This window comes from Streptomyces odontotermitis, assembly GCF_050510915.1.
GTDB lineage: Bacteria > Actinomycetota > Actinomycetes > Streptomycetales > Streptomycetaceae > Streptomyces.
The window spans coordinates 510929-529507 of the sequence record NZ_JBNJLS010000001.1; the positions used below are offsets into that span (position 1 = coordinate 510929).

Sequence of the window (18579 nt, forward strand, 5' to 3'; positions counted from 1 at the left end):
GCGGCGCAGCTCGCGCGCCCCGCCTCGGCACATCTAGCACCATATGATCCCTTTTCATGGGAGATGAACGCCTTGGCGCCGCACGTGCAATACAACCCCACAGCAGCCCCACCTCACGCAGGGCCGCCGCGCTCTCCGTCTGGTATCTGCGCGCTGTCACGTTCATCAACTTCCTCAGCGCGGTCTGGGTCTCGCTCGGCCAGGACCTGCGGCGGCACAACACCGAGAACTACTTCACCCCGTATCTGCTGACCGCGGGGTTCGCCTCGGGCGTCTTCACGATGTTCCTGGCCATCACCATGCGCCGCCGCAAGCGCGCGGCCTGGATCCTCAACACCGTGCTGAGCGGCCTCTTTCTGCTGCTCTTCGCGTTCGCGATGGTCTTCCCGGAGATCAACCAGTACGCGCAGAACTGGATCTCGCTCGCCCTGACCGCGGGCTTCTTCGGCGCGCTGCTGCTCGGCCGCCGCGAGTTCTACGCCCGCGGCGACCGCTCCAACCCCAAGCTCGCCGCGGCCGTCGCGGTCGGCGGGCTCCTGGTGACCTCGCTGCTCGCCGCGCTCCTGGTCACCGTCACCAACCACGCGCTCGACGACCACCGCTCGACCTTCCTCGACCGCTGGCGCTACGGCACGATGCGCCTGGTCTCGCTCGCCGCCGACGACTCCCGCTTCCCCGGCATCACCACCCCCGGCTGGGTCAACGTCACCATCAACGTCCTGAGCACGCTGCTGCTCCTGGCCGTCCTGTACGCCGCGTTCCGCTCCCGCAAGGCCGTCGACCCGCTCACTCCGGAGGACGAGGCCCGGCTGCACGAACTCCTCGAACGGCACGGCGAGCGCGACTCGCTGGGCTACTTCTCGCTGCGCCGCGAGAAGAGCGTGGTCTGGTCGCCGACCGGCAAAGCCGCGGTCGCCTACCGCGTGGTCAGCGGCGTCTCGCTGGCCTCCGGCGACCCGATCGGCGACCCCGAGGCGTGGCCGGGGGCGATCGAGCCGTGGCTGGCGCAGGCGCGGGTGCAGGGGTGGATCCCGGCGGTGATGGGCGCGAGCGAGGAGGCGGGCACCATCTACGCCCGGCACGGCCTCGACGCGCTGGAGCTGGGCGACGAAGCCATCGTCGAGACGGCGGAGTTCACGCTGGAGGGGCGGGGCATGCGGACCGTCCGGCAGGCGTACAACCGCGTCAGGCGCGCCGGTTACGAGGTCCGCATCCGGCGGCACGAGGACATCCCGGACGACGAGATGGCGCAGCTCGTGAAGCTCGCCGACGACTGGCGCGACGGGGCCACCGAGCGGGGCTTCTCGATGGCGCTCGGGCGGCTCGGCGACCCGGCCGACGGACGCTGCGTGATGCTCGAATGCACCGATGGCGAAGGGCAGTTGAGGGCGCTGCTCTCGTTCGTGCCGTGGGGGCCGAACGGGCTCTCGCTGGATCTGATGCGGCGTGACCGGGACTCCGAGAACGGCCTGATGGAGTTCATGGTGATCGAACTCCTGCAGCGGGCCGCCGAGATCAAGATCACCCAGGTCTCACTCAACTTCGCCATGTTCCGTTCCGTCTTCGAACGTGGCTCGCGGCTCGGCGCGGGCCCGGTCCTCCGCCTGTGGCGGTCGCTGCTCAGCTTCTTCTCGCGTTGGTGGCAGATCGAGTCGCTGTACCGCGCCAACGCCAAGTACCGGCCCATCTGGGAACCGCGCTTCCTTCTCTTCGAGAAGAGCGGCGACCTGCTCCGCATCGGCGTCGCGTCCGCCCGGGCCGAGGGCTTCCTGGAAGCTCCCGGCCTGCCGAAGTGGCTGCACCGAAAACACCTGGAGTCCCCCCGATGAGCACCATCGCCCGCCTCGCCCGCGCCGAATGGGGCCCGCTCTTCTCGACGGTGCGCGCCGGGCTCGTCGCCAGGAAGTGGCGGGCGGTCCCGATGACGCTCGGCGCGGTCTGCCTCACCGCGCTGCTGCAGTTCACCCAGAACCAGTCCTGGGGCTACCAGTTCGTCCAGAACATCGGCTCCGTGCGCGCCGAGGAACCGCTCTGGCTCGCCCTCGTCCGCACCCCGCTCTCCCTGTTCGTACCGGCCCTCGACCTGCCCGTGTGGGGCGCGCTCGCGCAGATCCTGCTGGTCTTCGGCATCGCGGAGATCTGCCTCGGCTGGTGGCGCACGCTCGTCGTCGGGTACGCGGCGACGCTCGCCGGGACGCTGTACGCGCGCATCGGCATCGCGCTCGGGCCCGACAGCCCGGTGGGGCTGCCCGCGTCGGACGCACAGGTCGTCGACACCGGACCGTCGGCGGCCGTCGTCGGGCTCGCGGTGTTCGTGTGCTGGCGCTACCGGGCGTACTTCACGGCGGCGCTCGTGACCGTGGTGATGCTGGGCGAGGTGCTCGTCAAGAACAACCTCGCGGGCCGCGAGCACATCGCGGCGATCGCCGCGGTGGCGGCGGTGTGCCTGCTCTCCTCATGGCGTCACCGGCGGGGCGGGGCGCCCACGCCGCCGGAGTCCGGCGAGTCCGACGGGTCCGGGGCGTCCGGCGACGGCTCCGCGGGCGGTACGCGGCCGGGGGCCGGGTCCGGGTCGGGCTTGCCGCCGATCCAGTCCTGAATCCGGCGGCGCGGGGCCGCCCACCGCCGGTCGTGCCGGTAGGCCCGCATCCCCGCGCGGGCCCGGGCGCGCGGGCGCCTGCCGTAGAACCGCTTGGCCCAGGCCGAACCGGGCCGGGCCAGCCGGATCGCGCCGACCAGCGCGACGAAGGGGATGACCACCCCGAGCAGGGCCGTGCGCAGCTTGCCCTTGGCCAGACAGATCAGCGCGAAGCAGCAGTTGACGCCGATGTTCAGGGCGAAGGAGCCGCGGCTGCTGCGCTCGCCGGGGCTGACGTCGTCCACGCCGAACGGGGTGAAGCCGGTGAGGATGAGCACCACGAGCGCGGCCGTCAGGATCACGAGCTCCACGCTCTTGCGGCCCTGCTCGCTCCAGTACACGTCGTCGAGGTGCAGGATCAGCGCGAACTCGTCGAGCACGAGCCCCGCGCCGCTGCCGAAGATCACCGCGGCGATCCCCGCCCCCAGGCTGTGCCGCCCGGCCGCCACCGCCCAGAACCCCCCGACCAGCATCAGGAAGATCCCCGGCACGACGTGGTGGACGTGCACCTCGCCCGTGGTGATGTTGCGGAACGGCCCCTTGCCCGCCCGGATCAGGCGGGTGATGGTCCGTGTCACGACGAACGACAGCACGAAGGCGGCGAGCGCGAGCAGCAAGGGCAGTTTGCCCGGCTCGATGATGTTCCGGTGCCACCAGTCACCCATGGAGACATCCTGCGTTCCCCGCGCGCGGCTCGCAGTCCGAGAGCCCCCGACCGACCCCTCCGGCCCCGGAGGTACCCTTCCGCGATGCCCCGCTCCCCCCATCGCTCCCCCCTTCCCGAGGGGATCCGGTTCGCCTTCGGCACGCTCACCGCGCTCCCCGTCACGGTCACCCACTGGGACCGCGACGCGGCCCGCCGGGGCATGCTCTGCGCGCCGGTCGCGGGGCTCGTCGTCGGGCTGTGCGCGGCCGCCGTCGGCGGGGTGCTGCTCGCGCTCGGGGCCGGGCCGCTGCTCGCGGCGGTGGCCACCGCGGCCGTGCCCGCCGCGCTCACCCGGGGGCTGCACCTCGACGGGCTCGCCGACACCGCCGACGGGCTCGGCAGCGCCAAGCCCGCCGAGGACGCGCTGCGCATCATGAAGCAGTCGGACATCGGCCCGTTCGGCGTCCTCACGCTCCTGTTCGTGCTGCTCGCACAGGTCGCCGTCCTCTTCCAGCTGTACGGGGAGAGCTGGGCGCGCGGCGCCGCGGCGGCCGCGCTCTCGGCGACCGCGGCCCGGCTCGCCCTGACCCTGGCCGCCCGCAGCGGAGTTCCGCCGGCCCGCCCCGAGGGGCTCGGCGCCGCCGTCGCGGGCACCGTGCCGACGCGGGCCGCGCTGCTCGTGCTCGCCGCCGCCGGCTGCGCGGCCGCGGGCACCGGCGCGCTCTTCGGCCCGTACGACACCGGGCGCTGCGTCCTCGCCGTGCTCGCCGCCTGCGGGGCGGCCCAGCTCCTGCTGCGCCACTGCGTGCGCAGGTTCGGCGGCGTCACCGGGGACGTCTTCGGCGGCCTCGCCGAGACCGCCGCGACCACGGCCCTGGTGGTCCTCGCGCTCGGCTGAGCAGTTGAACGCATCGCTGGGGCACGCGCCGGGTCCCTCGCTACGCTGATCGGCTGACTCAACTGCCGCTCACCATAGGGACGTTCATGCCGAAACTACGCCGTGCCGTGGCCTGGCTCATCGACTTCGCGCTGGTGTTCGCGGCGGCGATCGGGCTCGCCGTGTTCACCTTCCACCGCATCTCCGCCCTCGTCACCGACGTGCCCGAGCTCGGCGACAAGTCCGCCTGGTGGATCCTCACCTCGCGCGGCGACGTCATCGACACGGCCCGGCACGTGTGGAACGAATCGGTCCTCTACGTGGAGCAGGCGTTCGGGATCCTGGTCCTCGCCACGTTCCTCTACCAGTGGCTGTGTCTGACGCTCATCGGGCGCACGCTCGGCAAGGCCCTGGCGGGCATGCGCGTCACGCCGAGCACCCCGAGCCGGGCCGCCCTGCGGGCCGGGGTGTCGACCGCTGCCGACGTGGCGGTGTACTCCTTCGCCTGCTGCCTGCTGGTGGAGGGCGAGTTCCTGCTGTCCGTGCTGTGCTGGCTCATCGCGGTGTTCGTCTTCCTCGCCAACGCCCTCGCCGCGCTCACGCCGACCGGTCGCTCCCTCGCCGACCGGGTGGCCGGGACCGCGGTCACCGGTCTCGGTCTGCCGGCCCGGCCCCTGGCCGCTGCCGCCTGACCGCGGCCGGACCGCCGCACCGAACCGGACCGCCGCACCGAACCGGGCCACCGCGCCGAACACGGACCGTGAGGCGCACCGCAGCGCTTACGGGCGTAGGCTCGCGACGGGCTCCCACCCCAGCCCGCCAGAAACTCACTGAAAGAGGGACCTCACCACCGTGACTGCTCTGACTCTCAGCACCGCGGCCGCGTCCGGGCTGCGCGCCGACGCGATCGTCGTCGGTGTCGCGAAGGGCTCCAAGGGGGCCCCGGTCGTCGCCCCCGGCGCCGAGTCCGTGGACAAGGCGTACGACGGCAAGCTCGCTTCCGTCCTGGAGACCCTCGGCGCCACCGGCGGCGAGGGTGAGGTGACGAAGCTGCCCGCGCCCACCGGATTCAAGGCGCCCGTCGTCCTCGCGGTCGGTCTCGGCACGGTCCCGGACAAGGACGAGACGTACGGCACGGACGCCCTGCGCAGCGCCGCCGGTACCGCCGCACGCGCCCTCACCGGCGCCAAGAAGGCCGCGTTCGCGCTGCCCCTGGAGGACGCCGACGACGCCGGCGCCATCGCCGAGGGCGCGCTGCTCGGCGCGTACTCCTTCGACGCGTACAAGGGCCAGAACGGCGCCAAGTCCGCGAAGAAGGGCGCCAAGGACGCCAAGGGCCCGCTCGGCGAGGTCGCCCTGCTCGGCGGCAAGCCCCGCGACAAGGCGTACAAGGCGGCGGTCGAGAACGCCGTCGCCGTGGCCGAGGAGCTCAACCGCGCCCGCGACCTGATCAACACCCCGCCGAACGACCTCAACCCCGAGGCGTTCGCCGCCGTCGCCCAGGCCGCCGGCAAGGAGCACGGCATCAAGGTCCAGGTGCTCGACGAGAAGGCGCTCGCCAAGGGCGGCTACGGCGGCATCCTCGGCGTCGGCGCCGGCTCGGCGGCCGGGCCCCGCCTGGTCAAGCTCTCGTACACGTCCTCCAAGGCGAAGAAGCACCTCGCGTTCGTCGGCAAGGGCATCACGTACGACTCGGGCGGCATCTCGCTGAAGCCCGCCGGGCACAACGAGACGATGAAGTGCGACATGGCCGGCGCCGCCGCCGTGTTCGCCGCCGTCGTCGCCGCCGCCCGCCTGGGGCTCGACGTGAACGTCACCGGCTGGCTGGCGCTCGCCGAGAACATGCCGTCCGGCTCCGCGACCCGCCCCGGCGACGTCCTGCGGATGTACAGCGGCAAGACCGTCGAGGTCCTCAACACCGACGCCGAGGGCCGGCTGGTCCTGGCCGACGCGCTCGCCAAGGCGTCCGAGGACAAGCCGGACGCCATCGTCGACGTGGCCACGCTGACCGGCGCCATGGTCCTCGCCCTCGGCAGCCGCACGTACGGGATCATGGCCAACGACGACGCCTTCCGCACCGCGGTCCACGAGATCGCCGAGGAGGTCGGCGAGCCGTCCTGGCCGATGCCGATGCCGGAGCACCTGCGCAAGGGCATGGACTCCCCCACCGCCGACATCGCCAACATGGGCGAGCGCATGGGCGGCGGCCTGGTGGCCGGCCTGTTCCTGCAGGAGTTCGTGGGCGAGGGCATCACCTGGGCCCACCTGGACATCGCGGGCCCGGCCTTCCACGAGGGCGCCCCCTTCGGCTACACCCCCAAGGGCGGCACCGGCTCCGCGGTCCGCACCCTGGTCCGGCTGGCGGAACGTACCGCCTCCGGTGACCTGGGCTGATACGGGCTCACCGCGCACTGTGAGGCCCCGGACGTTCACGCCCGGGGCCTCACGCCGTGTCTCACAGCTTGTCCGGGCCCGCGGTGATTTCGCCCTGAACGAAATCCGTATGTTCACACGCAGGGGCAACCCCTTGTGCCGGGCGATCAGCCATCTCACAGCCCGGCCCGGCGTCCCGTCTCTCGCCGACAAGTGCGAAGATGGGTTCTCGGCAGGACAGGGCCCCCACCACAGGGCCGAAACAAGAGCGGCCGAATACCAGCCGACCGACCGGTCAACCCCCGGGAAGAGCGGTCCGGCGTACGGCGCACATGCATGGAGGACGTGACGTGGCGAACGACGCCAGCACCGTTTTCGACCTAGTGATCCTCGGCGGTGGTAGCGGCGGTTACGCCGCGGCCCTGCGCGGAGCGCAGCTGGGCCTGGACGTCGCACTGATCGAGAAGAACAAGCTCGGCGGCACCTGCCTGCACAACGGCTGCATCCCCACGAAGGCCCTGCTGCACGCCGGCGAGATCGCCGACCAGGCGCGCGAGGCCGACCAGTTCGGCGTCAAGGCGACCTTCGAGGGCATCGACATCGCGGCCGTCCACAAGTACAAGGACGACGTGATCTCGGGCCTCTACAAGGGCCTGCAGGGTCTCGTCGCCTCCCGCAAGGTGACGTACATCGAGGGCGAGGGCAAGCTCTCCTCCCCGACCTCGGTGGACGTGAACGGCCAGCGCGTCCAGGGCCGCCACGTGCTCCTCGCGACCGGCTCCGTGCCGAAGTCGCTGCCGGGCCTGGAGATCGACGGCAACCGCATCATCTCCTCGGACCACGCCCTGACCCTGGACCGCGTCCCGCAGTCCGCGATCATCCTGGGCGGCGGCGTCATCGGCGTCGAGTTCGCCTCGGCGTGGAAGTCCTTCGGCACCGACGTCACCGTCATCGAGGGCCTCAAGCACCTCGTCCCGGTCGAGGACGAGAACAGCTCCAAGCTTCTTGAGCGCGCGTTCCGCAAGCGCGGCATCAAGTTCAACCTCGGCACCTTCTTCGAGAAGGCGGAGTACACGCAGGACGGCGTCCGCGTGACCCTCGCCGACGGCAAGACCTTCGAGGCCGAGGTGCTGCTCGTCGCCATCGGCCGCGGCCCGGTCTCCGCCGGTCTCGGCTACGAGGAGCAGGGCGTCGCCATGGACCGCGGCTACGTCCTGGTCGACGAGTACATGCAGACCAACGTCCCGACCATCTCGGCCGTGGGCGACCTGGTCCCGACGCTCCAGCTCGCGCACGTCGGCTTCGCAGAGGGCATCCTGGTGGCGGAGCGGCTGGCCGGTCTCAAGACCGTCCCGGTCGACTACGACGGCGTGCCGAAGGTGACGTACTGCCACCCCGAGGTCGCCTCCGTCGGCATCACCGAGGCCAAGGCCAAGGAGATCTACGGCGCGGACAAGGTCGTCGCTCTGAAGTACAACCTCGCGGGCAACGGCAAGAGCAAGATCCTCAAGACCGCGGGCGAGATCAAGCTCGTCCAGGTCAAGGACGGTGCCGTGGTCGGCGTCCACATGGTCGGCGACCGCATGGGCGAGCAGGTCGGCGAGGCGCAGCTGATCTACAACTGGGAGGCGCTGCCCGCCGAGGTCGCGCAGCTCATCCACGCTCACCCGACGCAGAACGAGGCGCTCGGCGAGGCGCACCTCGCCCTCGCGGGCAAGCCTCTGCACTCCCACGACTGACCTTCAGTCACACGGGCGCGACGACCACATACCTGATCTTTCGTAAGGAGCAACAGAAACCATGGCGGTTTCCGTAACCCTTCCGGCGCTCGGCGAGAGCGTCACCGAGGGCACTGTCACCCGTTGGCTGAAGGCCGAAGGCGAGCGCGTCGAGGCCGACGAGCCGCTGCTCGAGGTGTCGACCGACAAGGTCGACACCGAGATCCCCTCCCCCGCCGCCGGCGTCCTGGCCTCCATCAAGGTCGCCGAGGACGAGACCGTCGAGGTCGGCGCCGAGCTGGCCGTCATCGACGACGGCTCCGGCGCCCCCGAGGCCGCTCCGGCTCCGGCCGCCGAGCCCGCCCCCGAGGCCGCTCCGGCCCCGGCCGCCGAGGCCCCGGCCGCCCCCGCGGCTCCGGCTGAGGCCCCCGCTGCCCCCGCCGCCCCGGCCGGCGGCGCCTCCGGCACCGACGTGACCCTCCCCGCGCTGGGCGAGTCGGTCACCGAGGGCACGGTGACGCGCTGGCTGAAGGAGGTCGGCGAGGAGGTCGCGGAGGACGAGCCGCTGCTCGAGGTCTCCACCGACAAGGTCGACACCGAGATCCCCTCCCCGGCCGCGGGCGTGCTGCTCGAGATCGTCGTGGGCGAGGACGAGACCGCTGAGGTCGGCGCCAAGCTCGCCGTCATCGGCGCTCCCGGTGCCGCCCCGGCCGCCGCCGCTCCGGCTGCCCCGGCCGCGCCCGCCGCTGCCCCGGCCGCTCCGGCCCAGCCCGCCGCCCCCGCGGCTCCGGCTGCTCCGGCTGCTCCGGCCGCGCCCGCCGCCGCTGCCCCGGCCCCGGCTCAGCCCGCCGCCCCGGCCGCCCCGGCTCCGGCTGCCCCCGCGGCCCCGGCCGCTCCGGCCGCTCCGGCTGCGGTGACCCCGGCCGACGACGGCGCCTACGTCACCCCGCTGGTGCGCAAGCTCGCCACCGAGAACGGCGTGGACCTCTCCTCGGTCAAGGGCAGCGGTGTGGGTGGCCGCATCCGCAAGCAGGACGTGCTGGCCGCCGCCGAGGCCGCCAAGAGCGCCGCCCCGGCTCCGGCCGCCGCCCCGGCTGCTCCGGCCGCCGCTGCGAAGGCCCCGGCCATCCAGGCGTCCGAACTGCGCGGCCAGACCGTCAAGATGACCCGCATGCGCAAGGTCATCGGCGACAACATGATGAAGGCCCTGCACGGCCAGGCCCAGCTGTCGTCCATGGTCGAGGTGGACGTCACCAAGATCATGAAGCTGCGCGCGCAGGCCAAGGACTCCTTCGCCGCCCGCGAGGGCGTCAAGCTGTCCCCGATGCCGTTCTTCGTCAAGGCCGCCGCCCAGGCGCTGAAGGCCCACGCGGTCGTCAACGCCCGCATCAACGAGGACGAGGGCACCATCACCTACCACGACTCGGAGAACATCGGCATCGCCGTCGACTCCGAGAAGGGCCTGATGACCCCGGTCATCAAGGGTGCGGGCGACCTGAACCTGGCCGGCATCTCCAAGGCCACCGCCGACCTCGCGGGCAAGGTCCGGGGCAACAAGATCACCCCGGACGAGCTGTCCGGCGCGACCTTCACCATCTCCAACACCGGCTCGCGCGGCGCCCTGTTCGACACGATCATCGTGCCCCCGAACCAGGTCGGCATCCTCGGCATCGGCGCCACCGTCAAGCGTCCCGTGGTCATCAACCACCCGGACCTCGGCGAGACCATCGCCATCCGCGACATGGTCTACCTGACCCTGTCCTACGACCACCGTCTGGTCGACGGCGCCGACGCCGCCCGCTACCTGACCACGGTCAAGCAGATCCTCGAGGCCGGCGAGTTCGAGGTCGAACTCGGCCTGTAGGTCGCGTACGAGACGCTGTAACACTCGTCTCATCAGCGCGTACGCCCCCGCCCGGAGGTTTCCGGGCGGGGGCGTCGCCGTATTGTCTAGGGGTCACCACGCCCTGGGGCGCCTGCCTGCCCCCGCCTGAGGAGCCCACATGACCGCGCCCGTCGTTCACTCGCTGCGCGAACAGATCCGCGAGCACATCGTGGAGGGGATCGTCAGCGGGCGCTGGAAGCCGGGCGAGCGCATCGTGGAGCGCCGCATCGCGGTGGAGCTGGAGGTCTCGCAGACCCCGGTGCGCGAGGCGCTGCGCGAGCTGGAGACGCTGCGGCTCATCGAGTCGGCGCCCAACAAGGGCGTCCGCGTGCGCAACTTGACCGCCGCCGACCTGGAGGAGAGCTACCCGGTCCGGGCCGGCCTGGAGGCGATCGCCGCCGAGCTCGCGGCGGAGCGGCTCGCCGAGGACTGCTCGGCCCTCGAACCCCATGTCGCCGCCCTGTACGAGGCGGACAGCGCGGCGGACGGCACCGCGCAGGTCCGGCACACGGTGGGCTTCCACCGGGAGCTTGTGCGGGCCGCCGGGAACTCGGTGCTCCTGCACACCTGGGAGGGGCTCGGCATCGAGGTCTTCACCGCCCTGTCGATCCGGTGGCTGGGCACGGTCCAGCAGTCGTACGCGGAGGAGCACGAGGAGCTCGTGGCGGCGTTCCGGCGGCGGGACCCGGCGATCGCCGAGCTGGTCAAGTCCCATGTGCTGGGCTGCGCGCCGCGCGCCTGAGCCTTACCTGGGCGAGCCGCCGCTCATCCGAAGCGGCCGCGCTTCAAACGTCGCGCCCGCACCTCTCCCCACCTGCACAAACCTTCATTTCCAAGGCACCCGGTGCCCGTTTAGCTGGCACCGGATGCCGACTTTCTCGATCTGGAGAAGTTTTTCCCCTCAAGCTTTGATCGATCATCGATCGCAGGCTTACAGTCGACGACGGGCTCTCACCAGAGCCTCACGCCCTGTCCTGCCAGAGACCAAGGGCACCCCCGACCCTTTCCGTTAGGGCACCCCCCTCCGACTCAGGAAGGCGGCGACTATGACCGACCCCTCCGCTATCCAGCCGAGCGAGCTCGACCAGCTCCCGGACCGCGACCCCGAGGAGACCGCCGAGTGGCGCGCCTCCCTGGACGCCGTTACGCAGGCGGCCGGGCCGCACCGTGCCGCGTACCTGATGCGCCGCACGCTGGAGGGCGCCGAGGCGGGCGGTCTCGCGCTGCCGAAGCTGCTCGAGACGGACTACGTCAACTCGATCCCCACCTCCGCCGAGCCGGACTTCCCCGGCGACGAGGAGATGGAAGCCAAGATCACCGCGTACAACCGCTGGAACGCGGCCGCGATGGTGACCCGTGGCAGCAAGCACGGCGTCGGCGGCCACATCGCCACCTTCGCCTCGGCCGCCTGGCTGTACGAGACCGGCTTCAACCACTTCTTCCGCGGCAAGGAGGGCGACGGCTCGGGCGACCAGCTCTACATCCAGGGCCACGCCTCTCCCGGCATCTACGCCCGCGCGTTCCTCGACGGCCGCCTCAGCGAGCAGCAGCTCGACAACTTCCGGCGCGAGGCCGGCGGCAACGGCCTGCCCTCGTACCCGCACCCGCGGCGCCTGCCCTGGCTGTGGGAGTTCCCGACCGTGTCGATGGGCCTCGGCCCGCTGTCGGCCGTCTACCAGGCGCGGTTCAACCGCTATCTGTCGGCGCGCGGCATCAAGGACACGTCGAACTCGCACGTCTGGGCGTTCCTCGGCGACGGCGAGATGGACGAGCCCGAGTCGACCTCGGCGCTCACGCTCGCCGCCCGCGAGGGTCTGGACAACCTGACCTTCGTCATCAACTGCAACCTGCAGCGCCTGGACGGCCCGGTCCGCCCGAACTTCCGCGTGGTGCAGGAGCTGGAGGCCCAGTTCCTCGGCTCCGGCTGGAACGTCATCAAGTCCCTGTGGGGCAACGCCTGGGACGAGCTCTTCCGGCTCGACACCACCGGCGCCCTCCTGCGCCGTCTGCGGGAGGTCCCGGACGCCCAGTTCCAGACGTACCAGACCCGCGACGTCGCCTACATCCGCGAGCACTTCTTCGGCACGGACCCCGCGCTGATCGAGCTCGCCAAGGTGCTCTCCGACGACAAGGTCTCCGAGTGCTTCCACACCTCGCGCGGCGGCCACGAGCCCCGCAAGGTGTACGCGGCGTACAAGGCAGCCGTCGAGCACAAGGGCAAGCCGACCGTGATCCTCACCCAGACGGTGAAGGGCTTCACGCTCGGCAAGGGCTTCGAGTCGAAGAACGCCAACCACCAGATGAAGAAGCTGACGATCGACGAGTTCAAGGACATGCGTGACCTCCTTGACCTGCCGATCCCGGACAGCCGCTTCGAGGACGGCGTCGTCCCGTACGCGCGTCCCGCCGAGGGCTCCCCCGAGCTGCGCTACCTCACCGAGCGTCGCGCCGCCCTGGGCGGTCCCGCCCCGGCCCGCCGCACGCAGCCGCTCGCGCCGCTGCCCGCGCCCGCGGACAAGGCGTTCGCCTCGTTCGACAAGGGCTCCGGCACGCAGAACGTCGCCTCGACGATGGCGCTCGTACGGCTCCTGAAGGACCTCGTCCGGGACAAGACGTCCGGCAAGCGCTGGGTGCCGATCATCCCCGACGAGGCGCGCACCTTCGGCATGGAGTCGCTGTTCCCGTCGCTCGGTCTGTACTCGCCCAAGGGCCAGACGTACGACCCGGTCGACCGCGACCAGCTCATGTACTACAAGGAGTCCGAGTCGGGCCAGATCCTCAACGAGGGGATCAACGAGGCCGGTTCGCTCGCCGACTTCATCGCCGCCGCCACGTCGTACTCGACGCACGGCGAGCAGATGATCCCGCTGTACATCTTCTACTCGATGTTCGGCTGGCAGCGCACCGGCGACCAGTTCTGGCAGCTCGGCGACCAGATGGGCCGCGGCTTCGTCATCGGCGCCACCGCGGGACGTACGACGCTCACCGGTGAGGGCCTGCAGCACGCGGACGGCCACTCGCCGATGATCGCGGCCACCAACCCGGCGGCCGTGACGTACGACCCGGCGTTCGCGTACGAGATCGGCGCCATCATGAAGGACGGTCTGCGCCGTATGTACGGCGAGGCCAAGCCGGGCGAGGACCAGGACGTCTTCTACTACCTGACCGTCTACAACGAGCCGATGCCGCAGCCCGCGAAGCCGTCCGGCGACGCGATCGACGAGGGCATCATCAAGGGCCTCTACCGCTTCAACACCGCCGAGACCGCCGGGCTCTCCCCGGCCGCCAACGCCGCGCGCATCCAGCTGATCAGCTCCGGTACGGCCATCCACTGGGCCCTCAAGGCGCAGCGGCTGCTCGCCGAGGAGTGGGGCGTGGCCGCCGACGTGTGGTCCGCGACGTCCTGGACCGAGCTGCGCCGCGACGCCCTGGAGGCGGACGAGGCGATCCTGCGCGGCGAGGAGCGTACTCCCTACGTCCGCAAGGCACTTGAGGGTGCCGAGGGCCCGGTCCTCGCGGTCTCCGACTACATGCGGCAGGTCCCGGACCAGATCGCGCAGTGGGTCGAGCAGGACTATTCGTCGCTGGGCGCGGACGGCTTCGGTCTGTCGGACACCCGTGAGGCGGCGCGTCGCCACTTCGGTGTCGACGCGGAGTCCATCGTCGTGGCGGCGCTGGCCCAGCTGGCCCGCCGGGGCGAGGTGCCCGCTGCCGCAGTGAAGGAAGCGCGCGCGAAGTACGGGCTGTAAGCGCTGTAAGCCTTCGGCTGGATGCGGGAGCGGGTCCTTGCCCTTCGGGGTGGGGGCCCGCTCTCTTTGTGGGGGCTGGTCGCGCCCGCGCGGCGGAGCCGCATATGTCACAGCCCCGCGCCCCTGTAGGGCACCCGGCATCATGGAGCCATGCGTGCCGCCCGCCTCATCAAGATGGTGCTTCTCCTGCAGTCCCGGCCCTCCATGACCGCCGCCGAGCTGGCGCAGGAGCTGGAGGTGTCCGAGCGGACCATCACGCGGGACGCGCAGGCGCTGTCGGAGGCGGGGGTTCCGGTGTACGCGGACCGGGGGCGGGCCGGTGGTTACCGGCTCATCGGCGGGTACCGGACCCGGCTCACCGGGCTCGGGCGGAGCGAGGCGGAGGCGCTGTTCCTGTCCGGGGTGCCGGGCGCCCTGCGCGAGATGGGCCTGGAGGACGCCGCGTCGGCGGCCCGGCTCAAGGTGTCGGCGGCGCTCATGCCCTCGCTGCGGGACGCCTCGCAGAACGCGGCGCAGCGGTTCCACCTGGACGCGCCAGGCTGGTTCAAGGAGACGCCCGCGCCCGAACTGCTGCCCGCCCTCGCGGACGCGGTGTGGGACGACCGCCCGGTCCTGGCCCGCTACCGGCGCCAGGACACCGAGGTGGAGCGGGAGTTGGAGCCGTACGGGCTCGTCCTGAAGGCGGGCGTCTGGTACCTGTGCGCCCGCGCGGCCGACGCGGACGCGTTCCGGGTGTACCGCATCGACCGGTTCACGTCCGTCCGGAGCGCGGGCGACGAACGCTTCGCGCGGGACGAGGAGTTCGACCTGCCGGGGTTCTGGGAGGAGCGGGCCGCGCAGTTCGCGCGGGTGATCCTGCGCGAGAAGGCGGTGCTGCGGCTGACCGCCGAGGGCGCGCGGCACCTCCCGTACGTCATGGACCGCGCCGTCGCCCAGGAGGTCCTGGACGGCGCGGGCGCACCCGATGAGCAGGGCTGGATCACGATCGGCCTGCCCATCGAGTCCGTCACCGTCGCCTACTCCCAACTCCTCGTGCTCGGGGCCGAGGTGGAGGTCCTCGAACCGGCCGAGCTGCGGGAGCGGCTCGCCGAGACCGGGGCGCGGCTCGCGGCGCTGTACGGGGGCGACGGGGGTACGGCCGCTGCCACCGGCAGCTCGGCTACCGGCAGCCCGGCTACCGGTAGCCCGTGACGTCCGCCGGCTTGCCGGGCTCCTGGACCTCCGCGATGTAGCGCCACGCGTCCGGCGCCGAGCCGTCCACGTCCGTCACCCCGTACTCCTGGGCGAGGCCGCCCGACGACAGGGACGCGCCGTTGAAGCGGTGCACGTCGGGGTCGGCGGCGAGTGCGGCCAGGCCGCGGCCGATGAAGGCGGGAGTCTCGGAGATCGCGAAGTGCGGGTCCTGCGCGCAGCCCTCCCGCCAGTTCTCCTCGGTGACCTTGAAGTACGTGTCGAGCATCGCCTCGGAGCGCAGCCAGCCCGGGGTGATGCAGACGGCCGTGCAGCCGTACTCCGCCAGCTCCTCGGCGAGGCCGCGGGCCATCCGCAGCGGCGCCGCCTTGGCCAGGTCGTAGTAGAAGGGCTTGCGGTAGGTGCCGCCGTTGAACTCCGCGGTGCCGTCGGTGACTTCGACGGCCAGGCCGCCGGGGTTGCGGACGAGCAGCGGCAGCGCGTACCGGCTGGTGACGATGTGGGACTCGACGCCGAGCCGCAGGATCCGCAGCCCCTTGTCGAGGTCGTGCTCCCACATCTTCTTGTCCCACTCGACGTGGACGTCGCCGCCCCAGATGTCGTTGACGAGGATGTCGAGGCGGCCCTGCTCCCGGTCGATGCGCTCGGTCAGGGCGCGCACCTGCTCGGGCTCCAAGTGGTCGGTGGGGACGGCGATCCCGGTGCCTCCCGCCTCGGTCACGAGGTCCGCCGTGCCCTCGATGGTCTCGGCGGCGCGGCCGGTCTCGCTGGTGTGGTCGCGGGTCGTCCGCCCCGTCACGTACACGGTCGCCCCGGCCCGGCCGAGCTCGACGGCCATGGCCCGGCCCGCGCCGCGGGTGGCCCCGGCGACGAGGGCGACCTTCCCGGCGAGGCTGCCGCCGGTGCCCTGCGTCTGCGTGCCCTGGCTGCCCTGAGTGTTCTGCGAGCCCTGTGTGCCCTGTGTGTTCTGCGCGTCCTGCGTGTCCTGCGTGTCCTTCGCGTTCTCCATACGGAGAGCGTGGCACCGAAACCAGACACCTGTTGTCGGGGATTCCGGGGGTTTCCATGGGCATGTGCATGCATAACGACACAGCAGCATCCCTCGCGCTCCGCGTGCGTCCGCCTGTCCCAGGGCCGATGCTGGACCCGTGATGGACGAGACGGAGTTCTGGGAGATCGTGGACCGTACCCGCGAGGCCGCCGAGGGCGACCCCGAGGAGCACGCCGATCTGCTCACGGAGCGGCTGCTGCAGTCCGATCCGGACGCCGTCCTCGACTTCGCCCGGCACTTCGAGTCCCGCTACAACCGTGCCTACCGCTGGGACCTGTGGGGCGCGGCCTGGGTGCTCCTCGACGGGGCGAGCGACGACGCCTTCGACTACTTCCGGTGCTGGCTGATCGGCCAGGGCCGGGAGGTCTTCGAAGGCGCCCTGCACGACCCCGACTCGCTCGCCGACCTCCTCGACGACTTCGACGAGGAGATCGACGGCGACGGGGAGGAGCTGGGGTACGCGGCCGACGAGGCGTACGAGCGGCTCACCGGGGTCGTCGCCCCCGACCTCGGCATCCCGCCCGCCCCGCCGGAGCCCGAGGGCACGCCTCTCGACTTCGAGAACGAGGCGGTCATGGCGCAGCGGTACCCGAAGCTGTGGGAGCGGTTCGGCACCGAAGCCTGAGCCTTCCGGACTCCCTCCCCGCTCCGGCTCCTTCCGGACTCTCTCGCTCAGAAGTGCGTGCCGCCGTCTATCCGGACCTCGGTGCCGGTGATGAACCTGCCGTCGTCCGAGGCCAGCATCGCGACCACGGAGGCGACGGTCTCCGGGCCCGCGAAGCCCTGGCCGATGGCCGGGGCGAGCTTCATGAACAGGCTCATGTCGGCGTCCTCGGGCAGGCCGGGGCCCGCGCTCTGCCGGGACCGGCCGGAGCCGTCGGTCATGCCGGACGAGATGGAGCCGGGCTGGACGGCGGTGAAGCGGATGCCCTGCTTCCCGTACTCGCTCGCCAGCGCGTGGGTCATGGACTGGATGCCGCCCTTGCTCGCCGCGTACGCCGCCATGTAGGGATGGGCGAACATCGCCGAGGTGGAGCTGAAGTTGACCACCGCCGGGCCGTCGCCCTCCAGGAGCGCCGGGATCGACTCGCGGATCATCAGGAACGTGCCGGTCAGGTTGACGGCTATGACCTGGTTGAAGGCGTCGAGGGTGGTCTCGTGGGTGTGCGAGGAGCGGAGGATGCCCGCCGCGTTCACCAGCACGTCCAGGCCGCCGAGCGCGGTGGTGGCGGCGGCCACTCCCTCGCGGACCGAGGTCTCGTCGGCGATGTTCACCACGATCGTGGTGAGCCGCTCCGCGTCGGCGCCCGCCTTGGCCGCCGTGTCCTGGAGGCCGTCCTCGCTGACGTCGGCGGCGACGACCCGGCCGCCCTCGGCGAGCAGACGCAGGACGGTGGCCTGGCCGATGCCGGAGCCACCGCCGGTGACCAGGGCGCGGCGGCCTTCGTAGCGGTTGAGGGTCTGCATGACGTACTCCCGGATGTGCCGAATCTCGGCCGCGCTGTCGACGGCGGCCCCGGATCGCGGTCCCGTGACCCCGACCCGAACTACACGGTACGCCTTTGTGGCACGTTTTGCCACCCCTGCGCAGCATGCCGTGCTGTCCGGCACGGCGTAGGCTTCGAGACGTGAGCACCCAGCCGTCCCCCGCCCCGTCCGCGCCCCCCGCTCTCTCCCTGACCGAGCGCCGCAAGCTGGCCACCCAGCTGGAGATCGCGAACGCCGCCGCCGAGCTCTTCACCGAGCACGGCCCCGACGGCACCACCGCCGAGGCCATCGCGAGCCGGGCCGGGGTCGCCCTGCGCACCTTCTACCGCTACTTCCGCAACAAGCAGGACGCGGTGGCGCCGCTGCTCGCCGTCGGCGGTGAGCGCTGGCGCGCGCTGCTGGCCGCGAGCGAGCCGGGCGCGGCCGTGCCGACGGCCCTGGAGGAGGCCATCGCGGAGGCCCTCGCGGCGCCCGACGAGGCGGCTGCCGACGGGCTGCGCCAGGCCCGCGGGCTGCTGCGCGCCGCCGCCGAGGACCCGGCGCTGCGGGCGGTCTGGTACCGCGTGAACCAGGACTCGGAGGAGCAGCTCCGGCCGGTCGTGGCCCGCCTCGCGGGCGAGGGCGCGAACCCGCTGGAGGTCCGCCTGGCCGCGGCCGCCGCGACGGACGCGATCCGCATCGCCCTGGAGAGCTGGGCGGAGACGGACGCGGACGTCACGGGCCCGGGCTCCCCCGCGGACCTCGCGGTGCGGTGCCTGCGCGAACTGATGGGCGGGATGGGCGTGTTGGGGACTCGCCAGAGGGGGCGTCAGGGGTAGGGGGCGGGAGCGAGAGCGCGGGGCCTAGGGGGCGGGACCGAGAGCGCGGACCTGGAGAGCGGGACTCCGGAGAGCGGGCCTGGGGAGCAGGACCCGGAGAGCGGGGCCTGGGGAGCAGCACCCGGAGAGCGGGCCTGGAGAGCAG

General features: G+C 72.0%; 14 protein-coding genes. 11 read left to right on the forward strand and 3 right to left on the reverse strand.

Annotation, left to right across the window (positions count from 1 at the left end):
- The first annotated feature begins 56 nt into the window (after positions 1-56).
- Positions 57-1829, forward strand: a complete 1773-nt coding sequence (locus ACQB60_RS02365; protein ID WP_496924093.1) for a phosphatidylglycerol lysyltransferase domain-containing protein — start codon at positions 57-59, stop codon at positions 1827-1829.
- A gap of 634 nt (positions 1830-2463) precedes the next feature.
- Here ACQB60_RS02365 and ACQB60_RS02370 read toward each other — a convergent pair.
- Positions 2464-3303, reverse strand: a complete 840-nt coding sequence (locus ACQB60_RS02370; protein ID WP_496924094.1) for a hypothetical protein — start codon at positions 3301-3303, stop codon at positions 2464-2466.
- Positions 3304-3387: 84 nt separating this feature from the next.
- Between ACQB60_RS02370 and ACQB60_RS02375 the strand changes: the two genes are divergently transcribed.
- The 8 genes from ACQB60_RS02375 to ACQB60_RS02410 all read left to right on the forward strand — a co-directional run bounded on the left by ACQB60_RS02375 (position 3388) and on the right by ACQB60_RS02410 (position 15077).
- Positions 3388-4182: an adenosylcobinamide-GDP ribazoletransferase gene (locus tag ACQB60_RS02375; RefSeq protein ID WP_496924095.1), complete on the forward strand. Its 795-nt coding sequence runs from the start codon at positions 3388-3390 to the stop codon at positions 4180-4182.
- 86 nt (positions 4183-4268) lie between these two features.
- The gene (locus ACQB60_RS02380; protein WP_496924096.1) at positions 4269-4853 is read left to right on the forward strand and encodes an RDD family protein; all 585 of its coding nucleotides are present in this window, start codon (positions 4269-4271) and stop codon (positions 4851-4853) included.
- A 160-nt stretch (positions 4854-5013) separates the two neighbouring features.
- Positions 5014-6555 (forward strand): leucyl aminopeptidase, encoded by a 1542-nt coding sequence (locus ACQB60_RS02385; RefSeq protein ID WP_496924097.1) that lies wholly within the window; start codon positions 5014-5016, stop codon positions 6553-6555.
- 329 nt (positions 6556-6884) lie between these two features.
- The gene (gene lpdA / locus ACQB60_RS02390; protein WP_384841739.1) at positions 6885-8273 is read left to right on the forward strand and encodes a dihydrolipoyl dehydrogenase; all 1389 of its coding nucleotides are present in this window, start codon (positions 6885-6887) and stop codon (positions 8271-8273) included.
- Positions 8274-8334: 61 nt separating this feature from the next.
- A complete protein-coding gene (sucB, locus tag ACQB60_RS02395; RefSeq protein WP_496924098.1) occupies positions 8335-10116 on the forward strand; it encodes a 2-oxoglutarate dehydrogenase, E2 component, dihydrolipoamide succinyltransferase in 1782 nt (593 codons plus the stop codon).
- 139 nt (positions 10117-10255) lie between these two features.
- Positions 10256-10879: a GntR family transcriptional regulator gene (locus ACQB60_RS02400; protein WP_384851013.1), complete on the forward strand. Its 624-nt coding sequence runs from the start codon at positions 10256-10258 to the stop codon at positions 10877-10879.
- 304 nt (positions 10880-11183) lie between these two features.
- Positions 11184-13886 carry a pyruvate dehydrogenase (acetyl-transferring), homodimeric type gene (aceE, locus tag ACQB60_RS02405; RefSeq protein ID WP_496924099.1) on the forward strand — a complete coding sequence of 901 codons (2703 nt, stop codon included), beginning with the start codon at positions 11184-11186 and terminating at the stop codon, positions 13884-13886.
- A gap of 150 nt (positions 13887-14036) precedes the next feature.
- Complete coding sequence (locus tag ACQB60_RS02410; RefSeq protein WP_496924100.1) at positions 14037-15077, forward strand: helix-turn-helix transcriptional regulator; 1041 nt, start codon at positions 14037-14039, stop codon at positions 15075-15077.
- Here ACQB60_RS02410 and ACQB60_RS02415 read toward each other — a convergent pair.
- Positions 15061-16086, reverse strand: a complete 1026-nt coding sequence (locus ACQB60_RS02415; protein ID WP_496924101.1) for an SDR family oxidoreductase — start codon at positions 16084-16086, stop codon at positions 15061-15063. The two genes, ACQB60_RS02410 and ACQB60_RS02415, sit on opposite strands and share 17 nt — an antisense overlap.
- Before the next feature lie 142 nt (positions 16087-16228).
- On the opposite strand from ACQB60_RS02415, the gene ACQB60_RS02420 reads away from it, so the two are divergent.
- On the forward strand, positions 16229-16753 hold the full coding sequence (locus tag ACQB60_RS02420; protein ID WP_496924755.1) for a DUF4240 domain-containing protein: 525 nt from the start codon (positions 16229-16231) through the stop codon (positions 16751-16753).
- Positions 16754-16800: 47 nt separating this feature from the next.
- Here the strand turns inward: ACQB60_RS02420 and ACQB60_RS02425 are convergent, their stop codons facing one another.
- On the reverse strand, positions 16801-17595 hold the full coding sequence (locus ACQB60_RS02425; protein WP_496924102.1) for an SDR family NAD(P)-dependent oxidoreductase: 795 nt from the start codon (positions 17593-17595) through the stop codon (positions 16801-16803).
- Positions 17596-17756: 161 nt separating this feature from the next.
- Here ACQB60_RS02425 and ACQB60_RS02430 point away from each other — a divergent pair, with 161 nt between their 5' ends.
- Positions 17757-18434, forward strand: a complete 678-nt coding sequence (locus ACQB60_RS02430; RefSeq protein WP_496924103.1) for a TetR/AcrR family transcriptional regulator — start codon at positions 17757-17759, stop codon at positions 18432-18434.
- The last annotated feature ends 145 nt before the right edge of the window (positions 18435-18579 follow it).

Excerpts from the sequence above, each read along its gene's own strand:
- ACQB60_RS02370 (WP_496924094.1), bottom strand. The coding sequence starts at position 3,303 with ATGGGTGACTGGTGGCACCGGAACATCATCGAGCCGGGCAAACTGCCC.
- ACQB60_RS02425 (WP_496924102.1), bottom strand. The coding sequence starts at position 17,595 with ATGCAGACCCTCAACCGCTACGAAGGCCGCCGCGCCCTGGTCACCGGC.
- ACQB60_RS02415 (WP_496924101.1), bottom strand. The coding sequence starts at position 16,086 with ATGGAGAACGCGAAGGACACGCAGGACACGCAGGACGCGCAGAACACA.
- ACQB60_RS02420 (WP_496924755.1), top strand. The coding sequence starts at position 16,229 with ATGGACGAGACGGAGTTCTGGGAGATCGTGGACCGTACCCGCGAGGCC.
- ACQB60_RS02380 (WP_496924096.1), top strand. The coding sequence starts at position 4,269 with ATGCCGAAACTACGCCGTGCCGTGGCCTGGCTCATCGACTTCGCGCTG.
- aceE (WP_496924099.1), top strand. The coding sequence starts at position 11,184 with ATGACCGACCCCTCCGCTATCCAGCCGAGCGAGCTCGACCAGCTCCCG.
- ACQB60_RS02375 (WP_496924095.1), top strand. The coding sequence starts at position 3,388 with ATGCCCCGCTCCCCCCATCGCTCCCCCCTTCCCGAGGGGATCCGGTTC.
- ACQB60_RS02410 (WP_496924100.1), top strand. The coding sequence starts at position 14,037 with ATGCGTGCCGCCCGCCTCATCAAGATGGTGCTTCTCCTGCAGTCCCGG.
- ACQB60_RS02400 (WP_384851013.1), top strand. The coding sequence starts at position 10,256 with ATGACCGCGCCCGTCGTTCACTCGCTGCGCGAACAGATCCGCGAGCAC.
- ACQB60_RS02365 (WP_496924093.1), top strand. The coding sequence starts at position 57 with ATGGGAGATGAACGCCTTGGCGCCGCACGTGCAATACAACCCCACAGC.
- sucB (WP_496924098.1), top strand. The coding sequence starts at position 8,335 with ATGGCGGTTTCCGTAACCCTTCCGGCGCTCGGCGAGAGCGTCACCGAG.